This window comes from uncultured Plantibacter sp., assembly GCF_963518075.1.
Taxonomy (GTDB): domain Bacteria; phylum Actinomycetota; class Actinomycetes; order Actinomycetales; family Microbacteriaceae; genus Plantibacter; species Plantibacter flavus_A.
In genome coordinates, this window is record NZ_CAUQHZ010000008.1 from 1 (window position 1) to 16404 (window position 16404).

Annotated in this window: 15 protein-coding genes; 7 read left to right on the plus strand and 8 right to left on the minus strand. The window is 68.4% G+C overall.

Annotated elements, in window-relative coordinates:
* The first annotated feature begins 17 nt into the window (after positions 1-17).
* Positions 18-1391 carry an LCP family protein gene (locus tag RWN05_RS10785; protein ID WP_254628419.1) on the plus strand — a complete coding sequence of 458 codons (1374 nt, stop codon included), beginning with the start codon at positions 18-20 and terminating at the stop codon, positions 1389-1391.
* 110 nt (positions 1392-1501) lie between these two features.
* Here the strand turns inward: RWN05_RS10785 and RWN05_RS10790 are convergent, their stop codons facing one another.
* The 4 genes from RWN05_RS10790 to RWN05_RS10805 all read right to left on the minus strand — a co-directional run bounded on the left by RWN05_RS10790 (position 1502) and on the right by RWN05_RS10805 (position 5033).
* Positions 1502-2320, minus strand: a complete 819-nt coding sequence (locus tag RWN05_RS10790; RefSeq protein ID WP_314139494.1) for a methyltransferase domain-containing protein — start codon at positions 2318-2320, stop codon at positions 1502-1504.
* A gap of 99 nt (positions 2321-2419) precedes the next feature.
* Complete coding sequence (locus tag RWN05_RS10795; protein WP_079002852.1) at positions 2420-3556, minus strand: glycosyltransferase family 1 protein; 1137 nt, start codon at positions 3554-3556, stop codon at positions 2420-2422.
* On the minus strand, positions 3553-4404 hold the full coding sequence (gene rfbD / locus RWN05_RS10800) for a dTDP-4-dehydrorhamnose reductase (protein WP_399542937.1): 852 nt from the start codon (positions 4402-4404) through the stop codon (positions 3553-3555). The genes RWN05_RS10795 and rfbD overlap by 4 nt, the downstream gene beginning before the upstream one ends.
* Positions 4401-5033: a GtrA family protein gene (locus RWN05_RS10805; RefSeq protein WP_314139496.1), complete on the minus strand. Its 633-nt coding sequence runs from the start codon at positions 5031-5033 to the stop codon at positions 4401-4403. Before RWN05_RS10805 ends, rfbD begins: the two co-directional genes overlap by 4 nt.
* 134 nt (positions 5034-5167) lie before the next feature.
* Here RWN05_RS10805 and RWN05_RS10810 point away from each other — a divergent pair, with 134 nt between their 5' ends.
* From RWN05_RS10810 to RWN05_RS10820, 3 genes are read left to right on the plus strand one after another with little or no spacing between them, the layout of a single operon-like run.
* Positions 5168-6121: a class I SAM-dependent methyltransferase gene (locus RWN05_RS10810; protein ID WP_314139497.1), complete on the plus strand. Its 954-nt coding sequence runs from the start codon at positions 5168-5170 to the stop codon at positions 6119-6121.
* Positions 6114-9254: a glycosyltransferase gene (locus tag RWN05_RS10815; protein ID WP_314139499.1), complete on the plus strand. Its 3141-nt coding sequence runs from the start codon at positions 6114-6116 to the stop codon at positions 9252-9254. Before RWN05_RS10810 ends, RWN05_RS10815 begins: the two co-directional genes overlap by 8 nt.
* Before the next feature lie 30 nt (positions 9255-9284).
* Complete coding sequence (locus RWN05_RS10820) at positions 9285-9887, plus strand: dTDP-4-dehydrorhamnose 3,5-epimerase (protein WP_314139500.1); 603 nt, start codon at positions 9285-9287, stop codon at positions 9885-9887.
* 44 nt (positions 9888-9931) lie between these two features.
* Here the strand turns inward: RWN05_RS10820 and RWN05_RS10825 are convergent, their stop codons facing one another.
* Entirely contained in the window at positions 9932-11473 is a 1542-nt protein-coding gene (locus tag RWN05_RS10825; RefSeq protein ID WP_314139502.1) for a glycosyltransferase, read from the minus strand.
* Between the two features lie 20 nt (positions 11474-11493).
* Positions 11494-11769: a hypothetical protein gene (locus tag RWN05_RS10830; RefSeq protein WP_314139503.1), complete on the minus strand. Its 276-nt coding sequence runs from the start codon at positions 11767-11769 to the stop codon at positions 11494-11496.
* A 158-nt stretch (positions 11770-11927) separates the two neighbouring features.
* On the opposite strand from RWN05_RS10830, the gene rfbA reads away from it, so the two are divergent.
* Entirely contained in the window at positions 11928-12797 is an 870-nt protein-coding gene (gene rfbA / locus RWN05_RS10835; RefSeq protein WP_314139504.1) for a glucose-1-phosphate thymidylyltransferase RfbA, read from the plus strand.
* A 97-nt stretch (positions 12798-12894) separates the two neighbouring features.
* Here rfbA and RWN05_RS10840 read toward each other — a convergent pair whose 3' ends face one another.
* Together RWN05_RS10840 and RWN05_RS10845 are read right to left on the minus strand one after the other, a co-directional pair.
* Positions 12895-13635, minus strand: a complete 741-nt coding sequence (locus RWN05_RS10840) for an ABC transporter ATP-binding protein (protein ID WP_314139505.1) — start codon at positions 13633-13635, stop codon at positions 12895-12897.
* Positions 13632-14471, minus strand: coding sequence for an ABC transporter permease (locus RWN05_RS10845; protein WP_314139507.1), 840 nt, complete (start codon positions 14469-14471; stop codon positions 13632-13634). The genes RWN05_RS10840 and RWN05_RS10845 overlap by 4 nt, the downstream gene beginning before the upstream one ends.
* 186 nt (positions 14472-14657) lie before the next feature.
* On the opposite strand from RWN05_RS10845, the gene RWN05_RS10850 reads away from it, so the two are divergent.
* Both RWN05_RS10850 and RWN05_RS10855 read left to right on the plus strand, forming a co-directional pair.
* Entirely contained in the window at positions 14658-14924 is a 267-nt protein-coding gene (locus RWN05_RS10850; RefSeq protein ID WP_314139508.1) for a hypothetical protein, read from the plus strand.
* A gap of 8 nt (positions 14925-14932) precedes the next feature.
* Entirely contained in the window at positions 14933-16387 is a 1455-nt protein-coding gene (locus tag RWN05_RS10855) for a glycosyltransferase (RefSeq protein WP_314139509.1), read from the plus strand.
* Positions 16388-16404 lie beyond the last annotated feature (17 nt).

The window sequence follows — 16404 nt, forward strand, 5'->3', positions numbered from 1 at the left end:
AACCTCAAAGCGCAGCTATGACGAGTGCAGCCACCGCCGCGAAGCCGATGCGGTACCCCGACACCCGTTCACGCGAGGTGATGACGAAGCGTGCCTGGTGGCTCGTCGTCCTCAACCTCCTGATCCCCGGCTCTGCACAGGTGCTCGCCGGGAACCGGAAGCTCGGCCGGTTCGGCCTCGGGTTCACCCTCTTCCTGTGGCTGCTCGTCGTCGTCGGCATCGCCACGATGTTCCTCGCCCGCGAGGTGCTCTTCACCCTCGCGACGAACCCGATCGCGCTGACCGTCGCCCAGGTCCTCCTCGTCGCCTACGCGATCCTGTGGGTCGTGCTGACGCTCGACACGCTGCGGCTCGTCCGCCTCGTGAAGGCCTCACCGAACGCCAGGCTCGGCGTCGCACTGTTCACGACCCTCGCCATGGTCCTGGTCGCCGGTGGCGCCGGGTACGGAGCGGTCGTCGCCGGTGCCACGCGCGGCTCGATCTCCTCCATCTTCGGCAACACGGGTCCCTCGGAGCCGCCGGTCGACGGCTACTACAACATCCTGCTGCTCGGTGGCGACGCCGGCCCCGACCGCGACGGCATGCGGCCGGACAGCATGTCGGTCGTCAGCATCAACGCCGAGACCGGGCAGGCGACGACGATGTCCATGCCGCGCGACCTCGTCGACGTCCCGTTCCCCGCGGGCAGCGAGATGGCGTCCCTGTACCCGGACGGCTACGACGACTCCTGCGATGTCGACGTCTGTCAGCTCAACTCGATCTACACCGAGATCGAGCTGAAGAACCCCGAACTGTTCCCCAAGGCGACGTCCGAGGCTAGTGAGCCCGGCATCGAGGCGATGAAGCAGGCCGCAGAGGGCATCACCGGGCTGCACATCCAGTGGTACGTCCTCATCGACATGTACGGCTTCGCAACGCTGATCGACACGCTCGGTGGAGTCGACATCGACGTCAAGGAGCGGCTCCCGATGGACGGCGACGCCGACCTCGAGAACGTCACGGCGTGGATCGAGCCCGGTCAGCAGCACATGGACGGCTGGACGGCGCTCATGTACGCCAGGTCGCGGCACTCGACGAGCGACTACGACCGCATGGAGCGCCAGCACATCCTGCAGACGGCGATGCTCAAACAGTTCAACCCGGCGAACGTCCTGGCGCGCTTCCAGGACGTGGCAGCCGCGGGCGGCGACGTCGTCAAGACCGATGTGCCGCAGGGCATGCTCGGCTACTTCGTGAACCTCGCGCTCAAGACGCGCGAGCTGCCGATCAACTCCCTGCAGTTCGTCCCGCCGACGATCGATCCGGAAGAGCCCGACTACACGCTCATCCACCAGATGGTGCAGGATCAGCTGTTCCCGCCGTCGCCGAGCCCGGAGCCCGACGCCGGCTGAGCCCGGTCCCTGAGGCGGCTTCCCGGTCCCTGAGCCGGCTTCCCGGTCCCTGAGCCTGTCGAAGGGCGGTCCCTGCGCCGCTTTATCGGTCCCTGAGCCTGTCGAAGGGCTCAGCGCACGGTCGCGATGATCTCACCGTGCGGGACGGCGAACCATCCGTCGTCCGCGTCGACCCAGTCCCGCCACGCTGTCGAGATCAGCGCGAGGTCGGCGTTGTCCGCGATCCCGGTCTCGAGCGCCTGGGTGGCGAAACTGGAGGTTCGCGCCCGCTCGGACCACGCGCCTCCCCACCACTCCCTGTCGTCCGGAGTCTCGAACGACCAGACGCTCGCGCTGCTCCGGATGTCCGCGAGCCCGGCTTCCATCGCCCAGGACTTGAGCCTGCTCCCGGCATCCGGTTCACCGCCGTTCGCCCTGGCGAGCTCCTGGTAGACCTCCATCCAGCGGCTGAGTCCGGGGGACAGCGGGTACCAGACCGCTCCGCCGTAGACGATCTCGCGCAGGGCGATGACGCCGCCCGGTCGGACCACCCGCCGCAGTTCGCGGATCACGGCGACCGGGTCGGCCACATGCTGGAGGAGCTGGTGGACGTGCGCGACGTCGACGCTGTCGTCGGGGAGGTCGAGTGCGTAGGCGTCACCGACGGTGAAGCTCACGTTGCCGATGCCGGCGGCGGCCGCGCGGGCTCGGGCGTCGGCCGTGACCTCGTCCGAGGCGTCGACGCCGATGACGCTGCCGGGCGCCACGAGGCGGGCGAGGTCGAGCGTGATCGTGCCCGGCCCGCTGCCGAGGTCCAGGACCTGGAGGCCTGCGTGCAGATGGGGGAGCAGGTGCGCTGCGGAGTTCTCGGCGGTGCGCCAGGAATGGGTGCGCAGGACACTGGGGTGGTGGCCGAGCGTGTAGCGCTCGCGAACGGTCGATGAGGTCACCAATCAACCCTACGAGTGTCGGATCGCTCGTCCGCCCACGTTACGAACGGGCGGGTTCAGCGGTGTGGATCGACGCCGATCGTCGGCATTCCGGCCGGCTCAGATCTCCGCGTGTAGCTGCCAGACGCGTTCTGCGGAATCGCGCCAGCTGAAGGCCTGCTCGCGGTCCATGCCGAGGATGCGCAGGCGGGAGAGGCGTTCGCTGTCGCCGATGACGTCGTTGATGGTAGCGATGAGACGATCGGCGTACCCCTTGGCTCCGGACTCGACCACGACGCCGGCTCCACCGCCGACCTCGACGAGCGCCGGCACGTCGGAGTGGATGACGGGCGTGCCGAAGCGGAACGCCTCGACGAGCGGGAGCCCGAACCCTTCGGCGAGACTCGGGTAGACGAAGGCGGTCGCGCGGTCGAGGACGACGGCGAGGTCGGCGTCGTCGAGGAATCCGAGTGCACGCACCCGCCCCTCCGGCAGGCCGGCTTCATCGGCCACCTGGGCGAGGGTGACGTCGCCCCAGCTGTCGGTGCCGACGATGAGCAGCGGGAGGTCGGGGGCGCCGGGGCGGCCGAGGCCGGTGATGAGCTCCGTGATCCCGCGGCGGGGGTCGAGCGAACCGACCGACACGAGGTATTCGGACGGGAGGTCGAGCGTCCGTGCGCGCCCGTCTGCGTCGGTGGGGATGGTGAGTGTCGTCGCGGCCGCGCCGCCGATGACCCGGACTCGATCGCCGAGATCGACGATGTCGCGCAGTTCGTCGGCGACCGCATGCGTCGGGACGACGATGGCGTCCGCGTGCTTCCGCGCCCGCTTGACCATCGCCTTCTGCCAGGCCACCGACATCGGCGTCAGTGACGAGGGGTGCGACCAGGCGAGCGTGTCGTGGATGGTGACGACGATCTGGTTGCCGTCGTTGATGCGATCGTGGCGGTTGAGTGGGGCGAGGAGCCCCGGGGCGTGCACCATGCCGTTCGCCGTCCCGGGTGCGACGATGCCGAGCTGCCAGGCGGCACTGAGCTCGCGACGCGGCAGCGTGGTGCGATGCAGCGCCGCCAGTCCGGGGAGCTTGGACTCCAGGAGGTCGATCTTCTCCTTCGGCACCGCCGAGACGATGCCCTCGACGTCGCACCCCGCCGGGGCGCTCGCGATGAGCTCCCGGGTGAGTTCCTCGGAGTATCGACCGACGCCACCGGCGACCGGCGCGACGATCTGGTCGACGACGACGCGCAGGGTGGTCACGGCGCCGTGACGACGCCGTGCTGCGTCGCTGCCTCGAAGGCCTCCCGCCAGTCACGCATCGGGGCGAGACCGGCGGTGGACCAGGCGTCGTGACCGAGCACCGAGTAGGCGGGGCGCGGGGCGGGGCGGACGAAGGCCGAGCTGTCGGTGGGGGAGACCCGTGCCGGATCCGCGCCGACCGCCGTGAAGACCGCCTGGGCGAACTCGTACCAGGAGGCCTGCCCGGCGTTGGTGCCGTGGTAGACACCGGCGGGTGCGTCGGCGTCGAGCAGCGCGACGATCTGCGCAGCGAGGTCGGCGGTCCATGTGGGCTGCCCCAGCTGATCGGTGACGACGGCCGGGTCGACGCCGTTCGCAGCCAGCTTCGCCATGGTCGCGGCGAAGTTCGGTCCGTTCTTGCCGTACAGCCAGGCCGTCCGGACGATGTAGCCGCCGTTCGGGTGCTCGGCGAGGACGGCTCGTTCCCCGTCGGCTTTCGTCCGGCCGTAGGCGCTGATCGGGGCCAGCGGGTGGTCCTCCTGATACGGCAAGGTGGCGGAGCCGTCGAAGACGTAGTCGGTGGACACCTGGACGAGCTTCGCGCCGGCCTCCCGGGCGGCGACCGCGAGGTTGCGGGCGCCGACAGCGTTCACGGCGGCTGCGTCGGCCTCATGCGATTCGGCGTCGTCGACCTTCGTATAGGCGGCGGCGTTGATGACGGCGGTGTGACCCGCGACAGCGGCGCGGACGGCCTCGAGGTCGGTCACGTCCAGCTCGGCGCGACCGAGGGCGGTGACCTCGCGACCCGTCAGGGCCTCCTGCAGGTCGTGGCCGAGCATGCCGGAAGCGCCGGTGATCAGGTACGTCAAGATAGGGGTCCTCTCGGGAGTGGCCCGTTCATCGTACCCGGCTCGGTCGGGGAGGTCGCTGACCGGGCGGCGCCGGCCGGCGGCTCCTCGAACAGGGTCCGCTGGGCCTCCTCCACACGGGCGAGGTTGGCCAGGCCGTCCGCCCGGTGGTGCCCGTACACCCAGAACCGGTAGAGGAAGAAGCGGAAGAGGGTTCCGAGGCCCAGTCCGATGACGTTCGACGCGATGTTGTCGGCGAGCAGCGAGGTGAAGCCGAGCACGTAGTGGCTCATGTAGAGGCACCCGACCGCGATGGCCATCCCGCCCAGGGAGACGATCACGTATTCGCCGAGCTCCAGGATGAAGTTCTTCCGGCGGTGCTCGCGGAAGGTCCAGTACCGGTTGCCGATCCAATTGAAGACGATCGCGACCGAGACGCTGATGACCTTGGCGCCGATGGGGGACTGCGCGAGGTGGTCATGCCCGAAGACGCCGACCCGCAGCAGGTTGAACACGAGGACGTCGAGGCCGAAGCCGATGAGTCCGACGACGCCGAACTTCACCGCGTACGCGGCGACGCCGTCCCAAAGGCGGCGGAGCAGGGACGGCCTGGGGTCGCGTCCCGGCGGGGTGGCCAGAGGAGTTGGCACCGTGCTCCCTCTGACCCGGCCCGAGTGTCGGCCGGTTGCCGACACGCTGTGTCCGGATCATCATAATCCGTCGGGCCCGGCCGCCCCGAGCGGCCGTCCGCGATAGCAACTGTCGACTTCGGTAGGGTGACTGCATGACCGTGCGCTCCGCCATCGGCACCGTCGTCGAGCGTATCGCCGGCGAACACCGCCTCAACTCCCTCCGCTCACGTGAGGATCGTTTCCGCCGTGGGCTCGCCAGGCGCCTCCACCCGACAGGCGGCGCCGAGCCGGAACCGGTCGCTCCGCCGGCCCTCCGCGAGGGCGAACCGGACAGTGACTTCGATGCGCCGGACCTGACCCGCCACGAGCTCATCTCCCGACTCCACGAGCTGCTCCAGCCGCGCACCTACCTGGAGATCGGCGTCAACGACGGATTGAGCATCGCCCTGTCCCGAGCGGTCACGATCGGGGTCGACCCGGACTTCGCCGTGCGCAGCGAAGTGCAGTGCGACCTGCAGCTCGTCCGGGCGACGAGCGACGACTTCTTCGCACGGCAACACCCGATGGGCCACCTCGGCGGTGTGCCGCTCGACTTCGCGTTCATCGACGGCATGCACCTCGCCGAGTTCGCCTACCGTGACTTCATGAACCTTGAGCAGTACATGGCGCCAACCGGCGTCATCGTCCTCGATGACATGCTGCCGCGTTCTTCGGACGAAGCGGCACGCAACCGCTTCACCCGGTTCTGGGCCGGCGACGTGTTCAAGTTCGTCGAGGTCCTCACCGAACTGCGTCCGGACCTCGTCGTCGTTCGGGTCAACACCGCGCCCACCGGCGTCGTGCTTGTCACCGGGCTCGACCCGGAGTCGCGCGTGCTCGCGGAGGCATACGACTCCGTCCTGGATCGACTCACCTCGGCCGATCCCCAGGTGGTCCCTGACTCCGTGATCCATCGGCGCGACGCCGTCGGAGCACAGTCGCTCCTCAGCTCGACGGCGTGGGCTCAGCTCGTCGCCGCACGCGACCAGGCAGACGTGTCGACCGTCGCGTCGGCGGTGTCCTCGCTCCGGCGATTGAAGACGCTCGGCGGAGCGTCAGGTGCGTGATCCACGAGCCATCGTTGGAGGCATCCTGGGACGTGCATCACGGATGCCGGCGGCCGACGCGATCATCCGTCGGGCCGTCGTCGTCCGGAGAGCGGCGTCGCTCATCGAGTCCGGCTTGTTCGACAGCGAGTTCTACGTTGCTCAAAGCGGACGGCGCTTCACGAGCGACCGCTCGGCAGCAGAGCACTTCTTCGCGGTCGGGATCGCCGCCGGGTGGTCGCCGCACCCGCTCTACCAGGAGGTCTGGTACGCCCTGGACACCGGGCAGCCCGCCGGGGTCCGGGTCCTGTCGATGCTGTTCGGCGCCGAGCCGCTCGCGGAGACGTCCCCCGTCTTCGACGCGCGCGCCTACGCAGCCGCTTGCGCGGACGAGGGACGGCCGGTGCCCGGTTCGACGCGCCAAGCTCTCGAACAGTTCCTGCGGCACGCGGTCCCCGAAACGGTCCTGCCGGTGTCCGGGAGAGCGCTCGGTCGGCCGACGCTCGCCGATGCACGTGCCGCGGCCATCCGCACGGCGCATGAGCAGCGTCGGCGCCGAGAGGATTCGCTCACGCCCTTCTCGGCGGTTTGGGACGACGATGCCGAAGCCCGGTTCCGCGCAGGGCTCACCGACCCCATCCCGGTCACCGGCGAGCTCGTCTCGGTCATCATGCCCGTGCGCGACCGCGCGGACATCGTGCCGGAAGCGATTCGCTCGGTCATTGCACAGGAGTACCGCTCGTGGGAGCTCATCGTCGTCGATGACGGTTCGGTCGACGACACGGTCGCCGTGCTGGAGCCGTTCGCCGCGGCCGATCCGCGGGTGCGCATCGTGCGTCAGGAGCCGGCTGGGGTCAGCGCCGCGCGTAACCGGGGGATAGCGGTCGCGACCGGACGCTATGTCGCCTTCCTCGATTCCGACAATCGCTGGTCGCCGGAGATGCTTCGCCTGAGTGTCGCGGCGCTCGCCGCACCGGGGGTGTGCTCCGTGCACACCGGTGCCAGGTTCGACCTCGCAGAAGGACCACCGATGTTCATCGCGGCCGAGGGGAGCCGACGGCAGCTCATCGACGACCAGAACTTCATCGACCTCAACACGTTTGTCGTCGAACGCGAGCTGCTCGACCACATCGGCGGGTTCGACCCGAAGCTCCGTCGGTGGGTCGACCATGACCTGTTCATCCGCTTGGCCGCCGAGTCCCGATCTCGGTTGCTGCCCTTCATCGGGGTCGCCTACACGCACTCGAGCACGTTCGATCGGATCTCGACGACAGAGTCCGCCGGGTGGCAGCAGGTCGTCAGGGAGAAACACCTCATCGACTGGGACCGCGTGCGCGCCGAGCTGCCGAGCCGCGATGCAGAGCTCGTCTCCGTGCTTCTCGTCGTCCGCGACGATGTCGACGCCGGCTCCAGGACGCTGCGATCGATCACCGATGCGGCTGGGGAGAAGACGGTCGAGATCGTCGTCATCGATGACGGCTCCCCCGACGGGATGCTCGAGGCGCTCGCAGCGATCTGCTGCTCCGTCCCGACCGTCCGTGTCCTCAGGCAGTGGCGCGGTGCCGGGACAGCGCTCGCGCTGAATCTGGCGTTCGCGGCCTCCTCCGGGGGGATCGTCGCTGTCCTCGACACCAATCTCGACGCGCGCGCCGGCTGGCTCGACCCGCTGGTCGATGCCCTCGCCGACCCGGACGTCCTCGGCGCGGCCCCGATCCTCAATGCGCCGGATGGCTCCCTGCGGGATGCGAACTGGTTGACCGCAGGCGACCGTATGCCGCCGGTCCGCCTGTTCGACGGTTACCCGGAGGAGGACCACGATCGGGTCGCCTCGGTGCGTCCGACGGCTCTGGGGGCCGAGGCGATGGTCGTCCGCGCTGCGGATCTCGCCGCTGTCGACGGATTCGACGCCCTGTTCATCAGCTCGTACGCCGACCTCGACCTCGGCCTGCGCATGCACGAGGCCAGGCCTGGTCGCTGGCTCGTCGAGCCGCGGTCGCGTGTCGTCCACCGCGGGTCCGGGCAACTCGAGTCGACCAGGAGCGAGGTCGACCTTCGGCTCTTGCGCGATCGCTGGCGCGGTCGCCTGCCGGAGGCGACCGGTCCGGCACTCCTCGCTGCCGGTCTGCGTTCGTCGGGCCTGGTCGACGGTGCGGATCTCGACCGGGCGTTCGTGCGTGACGCGCACCCGGACGTCATCGGGATCGAACCCGGCGACGCGACGCCGGAACGCCCGCACGGGCGCTTGCGCTGGTCGGTCAAGATCGCCTCGCCGACCGGAGAGCTTGGTGATCACTGGGGTGACACCCTCTTCGCGGCCGACCTGGCTGCGGCGATCCGGGCTGCCGGACACGATGCCGTGGTCGATCGGCGAGAGCGACACCGCAACCGTGCCGAGCACCTCGAGGACGTGGTCTTGACGATCCGTGGACTCGACGCAGTCGTCCCGAATCCGGCAGCGGTCAACATCCTGTGGATCATCAGCCATCCCGGCCTCGTGACCGAGCAGGAACTCCTCGCATACGACGTGGTGTTCGCCGCGAGCGAGACCTGGGCCGAGCGCACCACCGCGCGCACGGGGGTCCTGGTCCGACCGCTGCTGCAGGCGACGGAACCGCGACGGTTCCACCCGGCCGACGACTCGGAGCCAGCTGGAGGCGCCCCGGTGTTCGTCGGCTCCACCCGGGGAGTCCGCCGTCCTATCGTCGAAGCCGCGATCACCTCGGGTCACGCCCTTGCCGTGTTCGGCCCCGGTTGGACCGGACTCATCGCACCCGAGCATCACATCGCGGAGCACCTCTCGGCCGCTGAGGTGGGCGTGCTGTACCGGCGCGCCCCGGTGGTGTTGAACGACCATTGGCCGGAGATGGCGGCGCAGGGCTTCATCTCCAACCGCGTGTTCGATGCTGTGGCGTCCGCGACGCCGGTCATCACGGACCCCGTCGCCGGCCTTGAGGCGCTGTTCGGTCCCGCCGCACTCGTCGCTGCAGGGCCCGATGAGGTGGCGAGGCTGTTGGGCGACCGATCGGCACTCCCCGATCGAGCGACGCTCCTGCAGGTGGCCGCCGACGTCGCACGTCACCACTCCTTTGCTGCGCGCGCTGCGACGCTCATCGACGCAGTGCACGATCGGCTCGGAGCGTCGGCGATCCGCTGAGTGCCTGGGGCCTCTTGCTAGACTGCAGGGGTGCAGATCCGCGAACTGAACGTGCCAGACAGCTACGAGATCACCCCGAAGCAGTTCGGTGACGACCGAGGAGTGTTCCTCGAGTGGTACCGCTTCGACAAGCTCGAGGAGGCGTCAGGGCGGTCCATCGCACTTGCGCAGTCGAACACCTCGGTGTCCAAGCGCGGCTCGGTGCGCGGCGTCCATTTCGCCGACATCCCCATCGGGCAGGCCAAGTACGTGACGGCGACGCGCGGCGCCGTGCTCGACTACGTGATCGACATCCGGGTCGGTTCGCCCACCTTCGGGCAGTGGGACTCGGTGCTCCTCGACGACACCGACCGCAAGGCGATCTTCATCTCCGAAGGCCTCGGTCACTGCTTCGTCGCGCTCACCGATGACGCGACCGTGAGCTATCTCGTGACCGACGTCTACCGCCCGGAGCGCGAACACGGCATCAATCCGCTCGACGAGCAGGTCGGCCTCGTGATCCCACCCGAAGCCGGGACCCCCCTGCTCTCACCCAAGGACACCGAGGCCCCAGGGCTCGCCGAAGCTGCGGCATCGGGTCTGCTGCCCACCTGGGACGACGCACGGGCCTTCTACGCGTCACTGCGCGGCTGACCGTTCGCGATCGACGCCGCCCCGCCGAGGCGGACAGCGGCAGATCAGCCGATGAAGGGGTCGTCGGCGGTGTCGCCCCAACGCGCCAGGAGGATGCCGAGTTCTGCATCGGAGGGGTCAGCGGGCAGCGTGCTCCTGAGGTCCTGGACGCGGGCGTAGGCGAGCCACACGGACTGCAGGCCGGTGCTCGTGAGCTTGCGTCCGAGGTCGAGGTCCGCCGCATCACCCGAGAGGTCCTCGTTGAAGCCGCCGACGGCCCGGAAGGTCGCCGCGGAGATCGCGAGCGCATTCGAGGCCACAGCCGACACTTCGCGGTCGACGTACAGGGCATTGCCTTCGCCTGCGTCGTCGAGCGCGCGGCCGGTGTACGGACGCCGGTACGGGGTGAGCGCGTACCGGAAGCCCGCATCCCGAATGCGGTCCTCGGCGTCGATCGAGTGAGCACCCGTCGCGCCGACGCCTGATCGTGACAGTGGTCCGACGAGGTCGTGCAGGAACGCGTCCGAGCGCGCCCGTACGGTGTCGTCGAGGAAGACGAGCGTGGGGAACGAGGCGTGCGCGCTCCCGAGGTTCCTCGCCGCCGACGCCGCGCCCCGTGGATCGGCCAGGACACGGACCACCGGTCGACCCAACGCCTCCAGTGCGTCGAGTTCGGCGCGCGGTGTCTCCTGACCGTGGACGACGACGAACTCGAGCTCGACCCCGGCGGCCCCGTCGATGATCGAACGTACGGCATCGACGACGCCTGACGTGGTCCCATCGGTCAGCGGCCCACCGGTCGTCTGCACGCCGTCGATCGTCACGACCACGGAGACTGGGCCGATGTCCTGCTGTGACCAGTCGAGCCGATACGTGCCGGGGAGGCCCCCATGGCCGGCGGTGGCGTGGAGTCCGCGTCGATCCAGCGCGTCCTGCACGGCGCGCACTCCCGCGTCCCACGCGTAGTCCTTCGCGCGGACGTCGATGGCCGTCGAGCCGGCGACGGCACGCCAGCGGTACAGCACCTCAGGCACGTGCCGCACCTCGCGAGCGACCTCGACGACGCGCAGGACGAGATCGTGGTCCTGGGATCCGTCGAAGCCGCTGCGCAGGAGGCCGACCCGTTCGAGGACCGAGCGTCGGACGACCGAGGCGTGCGAGGTGTACATCTGGCCGAGCAGTCGTGACGGCGACCAGTCGGGCTTCCGGAACTCGCCCAGTGCCGAGCCGTCCTCAGCGATCTTGTCCTCGTCCGTGTACAGATAGTCGGTCTCCGGATGGGCCGTCAGCTCCGCTGCGATGCGCGCGAGCGCATGCGGGACGAGTGTGTCGTCGTGGTCGAGCAGGAGCACGAACTCGCCGCTCGCCGCGGCGACGCCCGTGTTCGTCGCCTCCGAGATGCGCCCGTTGACCTCTCGCCGGATGGACCGGATGCGGGGATCGGTGGGAGCGAGCCGCCCCAGGGCCGCCCGGGTCGCTTCAGACGGCGAGCGGTCGTCCACGAGCAGGAGTTCCCAGGATCGTTCGGTCTGGTGCACGACCGAGTCGACCATCTCGGCCAGGAGGTCCGGATCCGTGTTGTAGACGGGGGTGACGATGGAGAACATCGGCTTCATCCGCGCGCCCGTCACCGTGCGATGCCCCGCCGCACGATCTCGACCGGCGTGACGATCCGGCGGCCGACCCTCCATGTGGTCGAGGATTCGTATGCCGCGCGCAGTTCCCTGAGGTCGCGTTCGTGCTCTGCGCGCTCGGTGAGGATCTGCTGATCGCGGTCGTCCACGGTGCGTCGGCTGATCGACAGCTCGGCCCGTGCACCGAGGAGTTCGTCAGTGACTCTCAGGAGTTCGATGCGGAGATTCTGAACGGTGTCGATGGGGGCTCCGTCCTGCGGGTGGGTCAACCGTCTGTCCTTTGCTTCGCTGCGGGGGTCCCCACACAGTACCCGATCGTGCATGCAGGCACCCGGCTCCTGCGATAATGGTCCGATCGACTCGACAGTCGGCGTCCTCGACGGACGAGCGAACGAGAGACCATCGACCAAGGGAAATCTCAGAAACTATGCGCGGCATCATTCTCGCCGGTGGATCCGGCACACGGCTGTGGCCGATCACCAAGGGCATCTCGAAGCAGCTGATGCCGATCTACGACAAGCCGATGATCTACTACCCCCTGTCGACGCTGATGATGGCGGGCATCAAGGAGATCCTGATCATCACGACGCCCGAGTACAACGAGCAGTTCCGCGCGCTGCTCGGCGACGGCTCCGATCTGGGCATCCGGCTCGAGTACGCCGTGCAGCCGTCGCCCGACGGCCTCGCGCAGGCGTTCATCATCGGTGAGGAGTTCATCGGCGACGAGAGCGTCGCCCTCGTCCTCGGCGACAACATCTTCCACGGTACGGGCCTCGGCTCGGCGCTCCGCAACCACAACACGATCGACGGCGCGCTGATCTTCGCGTACCAGGTCGCCGACCCGAAGGCGTACGGCGTCGTCGAGTTCGACGAGGACTTCAAGGCGCTCTCGATCGAGGAGAAGCCGGCCAAGCCGAAGAGCAACTACGCCGTTCCCGGCCTCTACTTCTACGACAACTCCATTGTGGAGATCGCGAAGACCATCGAACCCTCCGCCCGTGGCGAGCTCGAGATCTCGACGGTCAACGAGCGCTACCTCGAGCAGGGGAACCTCCAGGTGCAGGTCCTCGACCGCGGCACAGCCTGGCTCGACACCGGAACCTTCGAGTCGATGATGCAGGCCTCCGAGTACGTGCGCGTGATCGAGGACCGCCAGGGCTTCAAGGTCGGCTGCATCGAGGAGATCGCCTGGCGCGCCGGCTGGATCGACGACGCTCAGCTCGCCGCCCTCGCAGCACCGCTCGTCAAGAGCGGCTACGGGCGCTACCTGCAGACGCTGCTCGACCAGCAGGGCTGAGACGCCGGCAGACGACACGAGGACGGCCGCTCACCGGGAAGGTGTGCGGCCGTCCTCGTCTGTCCGGGCGGAGAGGTGCCTCAGGGTGGTCGTGTGGTCAGGGCTGGTGCGGGTAGGACTGCTCGTACGCCGCAATGACCGGGTCGGCCCGGCCGACGAGCTCGAGGTTGCCCTTGTTAATCCATGCCGCGTGGTCACACATCGACTTCACGGAGCCCATCGAGTGGGAGACGAGGATGACGGTCTTGCCGGCGGCCTTGAAGTCCTCGAACTTCTGGAAGCACTTCTGCTGGAACTCGGCGTCGCCCACCGCGAGGACCTCGTCGACGACCAGGATGTCGGGGTCGACGTTGATCGCGACCGCGAAGCCGAGCCGGACGTACATGCCCGAGGAGTAGTTCTTCACCGGCTGGTCGATGAACTGCTCGACGCCGGAGAAGTCGACGATCTCGTCGAATTTCCGCTGGATCTCCTTGCGGCTCATCCCGAGGATCGAGCCGTTGAGGAAGACGTTCTCCCGGCCCGAAAGCTCGGGGTGGAAGCCTGAGCCGACCTCGAGGAGCGCTGCGACCTTGCCGTTGGCGGTGATCGTGCCCGTCTCCGGGTAGAGGATCTTCGCGAGGCACTTCAGCAGGGTGGACTTCCCGGAGCCGTTGCTGCCGATGAGGCCGAAGGTCGAGCCGGTCGGGACGTCGAAGGTGATGTCGCGCAGTGCCCAGAAGTCCTCGTGGACCGAGACCTTGCGTCGCATGATCGCCGACTTCAGGCTCTGGTTGCGCTCGTGGTAGAGCCGGAACTTCTTGCTCACGTCCTGGACGTGGACCGCGATCTCGCTCATAGGATCTCCGCCAGTCTCTTCTCTTTGCGGGTGAACACGAGGAACCCGGCGACGAGGGCGACGAGGGCCCAGGCGACGCAGGCGAGGACGTCGGCGGGGTCCGGCCAACGCTGGTCGTACATGAGGTTCCGGAAGACCTGCACGAAGTGGAACATCGGGTTGGACTCGTAGATGTCCATCACCGTGATCGGGGTGCCCAGCAGGCCGCCGACCTTATCCGACTGCACGCCCACGAGCGACGCCGGGTAGATGATCGGTGTGAGGTACATCCAGATCTGCAGCAGGATCGAGATCAAGTGCTGCGTGTCGCGGAAGTAGACGTTCGCGATGGCCAGCAGCATGCCGACGCCCACTGCGAAGGCGGCGAGAACCACCATGAACACAGCGACCAGCGGTAGCCAGACGATGACGCCCCAGCCGCCGACGGCGCAGAGGACGATGACGAGGACCGCCATCTCGAACAACCAGTTGTAGCCGGTCGTCAGGACGGCTGAGACCGGGAGCACGACGCGAGGGAAGTAGACCTTGGTAATCAGTCCGGCTCCGCCGACGATCGAGCTCATGCTCGCGGACAGCGCCCCGGAGAAGAAGGACCAGGGGAGCAGCCCGCACAGCAGCCAGACAGCGAAGATGTGGAGGCCACTCGGGTCACCGGCGGCAGGCTCTGCGCGCAACAGGAAGTAGAAGACGAAGGAGTAGACCAGCATCGACGAGAGCGGACTGACGAGCGACCACAGGCGTCCAAGGATGGTCCGCTTGTACTGACCGCGGATGTCTCGGAGAGTGAGATTCGCCAGGAGCTCCCTGGCGGATGCCAGTTCCCTGAGATACTGCATTAAGCCTCGATCGTGCGAGTGGACGGGTGGTGGTGTCGTGGAGCCTAGCCAATCTACCTCAGCTTTCGCCGCGTTCCTGTGAGGCGTGCACGGACCCCTGCGTCGCCCGGCTCTCAGGGCCCGTTCCGAGGCCGGTGTTACACTCGTCCAGTTCACCCGGCCGTACGAAAACGAGGCGAGAATTCCATGTCAGCGGATCGTCCGACACCTGAACAGATCGTCGCGGAACGCCGCGTCCTCGAGCTCGTCGACCGTGTGCTCGGTCTCGAGGCGGAGCTTGCGAGGGTGTCCGTCTACCACAGCCCCGGCCGCGAGCAGTTCGAGGCGCTCGAGCGCGAGAACGCCGGCCTGCGCCAGCAACTCGAGGCCGTCCGGTCGACGAGGACGTGGAAGGCGGGTCGCGCCGTCCTCTCGCCGTTGCGTCTCGTGTCCCGCGGCCGCGGCTCCCTGTGACGGACGCGGTGGCGCCCGCATCGACGGGTCTGACGTTCCTCCTGGTCGGGCTCGACGAGCGTGCGCGAGAGACCTTCGAGACGACGCTCCGTGCGGACACCGGGCGACTCGCGCCGACGGAGACCATCGTCGTGGAGCACGACGATGCTGGTGGGATCGCGGCTGCACTCGAGCGCGCTGCGTCCCCGTTCGTCTCGTTCGTGACCCGCGGGTTGCGTGTCCCCTCAGGCGCGATCGACGCAGTGCTCGCCGAGTTCGAGGTGCACTCCGCGACGGACGTGCTGTACACGGACGAGGCCGTCGAGCGCCCAGGCGTGGGCATCGAGCCCGTCCTCAAGCCCGACCCCGAACCGGAACGCCTTCGCAACCAGTACTTCTGGGGTGACCTCGTGGTCTTCCGCACCGAGGTGCTCCGGCGTCTCGGCGGGCCGCGCGAGGGCTTCGGCTCGGTGACGATGTACGACCTGGCCCTCCGAGCCACGCGTGAACCGCTCGTCGTACGGCACCTCGCCGTCGTCGGAGCGATCCGTGACGAGGCGTCCTCCCTCGGGGCGGTGGCGGAGGCCGACGTGCCCGCAGCACGCCTCGCGCTCGAGGAGCACCTCGCGGCGACGGGTGGCGGGACGGTCCGCTCGATCGGCCTCGACGGCGTGCACGACACCCGGCGCGCGGTGCAGGGCGAGCCGCTCATCTCCATCGTCATCCCCACCCGCGGCCAGTTCCTGCCCGGCGGCGAGCAGAGCTATCTCGTCGATGCGGTCGGGAGCATCGTCGAGCGCAGCAGCTACCCGAACTACGAGATCGTCGTCGTGATCGACGATGTCGCAGACGCCGGTGTCGTCGAGCGCATCACGGAACTCGCGGGGGACCGCCTGCACCTCGTGCCGTGGACGGAATCGTTCAACTTCTCCGGGAAGATCAACCTCGGCGTCCTCAACTCCATCGGCGAGTACGTCCTCATCCTCAACGACGACGTGCGCGTCCTCACTCCGGACTGGCTCGAGGCCATGCTCGCGCTCGCGCAGCTGCCGAACGCCGGGATGTCCGGCTGCATGCTCTACTACGAGGACGACACGATCCAGCACGCCGGGCACCACTATTGGCGGGGAGACACGATCCATGTCGGCATGAACGTCCCGCGCGGATCAGCCGGACCCACCGAGGGCTACCGCTTGGAGCGTGAGGTCGTCGGGATCACTGCGGCGTGCGCCATGATGCGTCGCTCCGTCTACCTCGAGGTCGGCGGCATGACGACCCTGCTGCCGGGCGCCTTCAACGACGTCGACCTCTGCCTCAAGGTCTTGCAGCAGGGCTACGACATCCTGTGGACGCCGCACGCCGAGCTCTACCATTACGAATCCAAAACACGTGACGCACGCGTCCGGCACTACGAGGTCACGACCGCGTGGGGCCGCTGGGAGCACCGGATGCACCAACCGGGCTTCTGGCCGTACCCTGTCTAGGTGACAGAGAAAGAATC

Excerpts from the sequence above, each read along its gene's own strand:
- RWN05_RS10825 (WP_314139502.1), bottom strand. The coding sequence starts at position 11,473 with ATGTTCTCCATCGTCACCCCCGTCTACAACACGGATCCGGACCTCCTG.
- RWN05_RS10785 (WP_254628419.1), top strand. The coding sequence starts at position 18 with ATGACGAGTGCAGCCACCGCCGCGAAGCCGATGCGGTACCCCGACACC.
- RWN05_RS10810 (WP_314139497.1), top strand. The coding sequence starts at position 5,168 with ATGACCGTGCGCTCCGCCATCGGCACCGTCGTCGAGCGTATCGCCGGC.
- RWN05_RS10845 (WP_314139507.1), bottom strand. The coding sequence starts at position 14,471 with ATGCAGTATCTCAGGGAACTGGCATCCGCCAGGGAGCTCCTGGCGAAT.
- RWN05_RS10850 (WP_314139508.1), top strand. The coding sequence starts at position 14,658 with ATGTCAGCGGATCGTCCGACACCTGAACAGATCGTCGCGGAACGCCGC.
- RWN05_RS10840 (WP_314139505.1), bottom strand. The coding sequence starts at position 13,635 with ATGAGCGAGATCGCGGTCCACGTCCAGGACGTGAGCAAGAAGTTCCGG.
- rfbA (WP_314139504.1), top strand. The coding sequence starts at position 11,928 with ATGCGCGGCATCATTCTCGCCGGTGGATCCGGCACACGGCTGTGGCCG.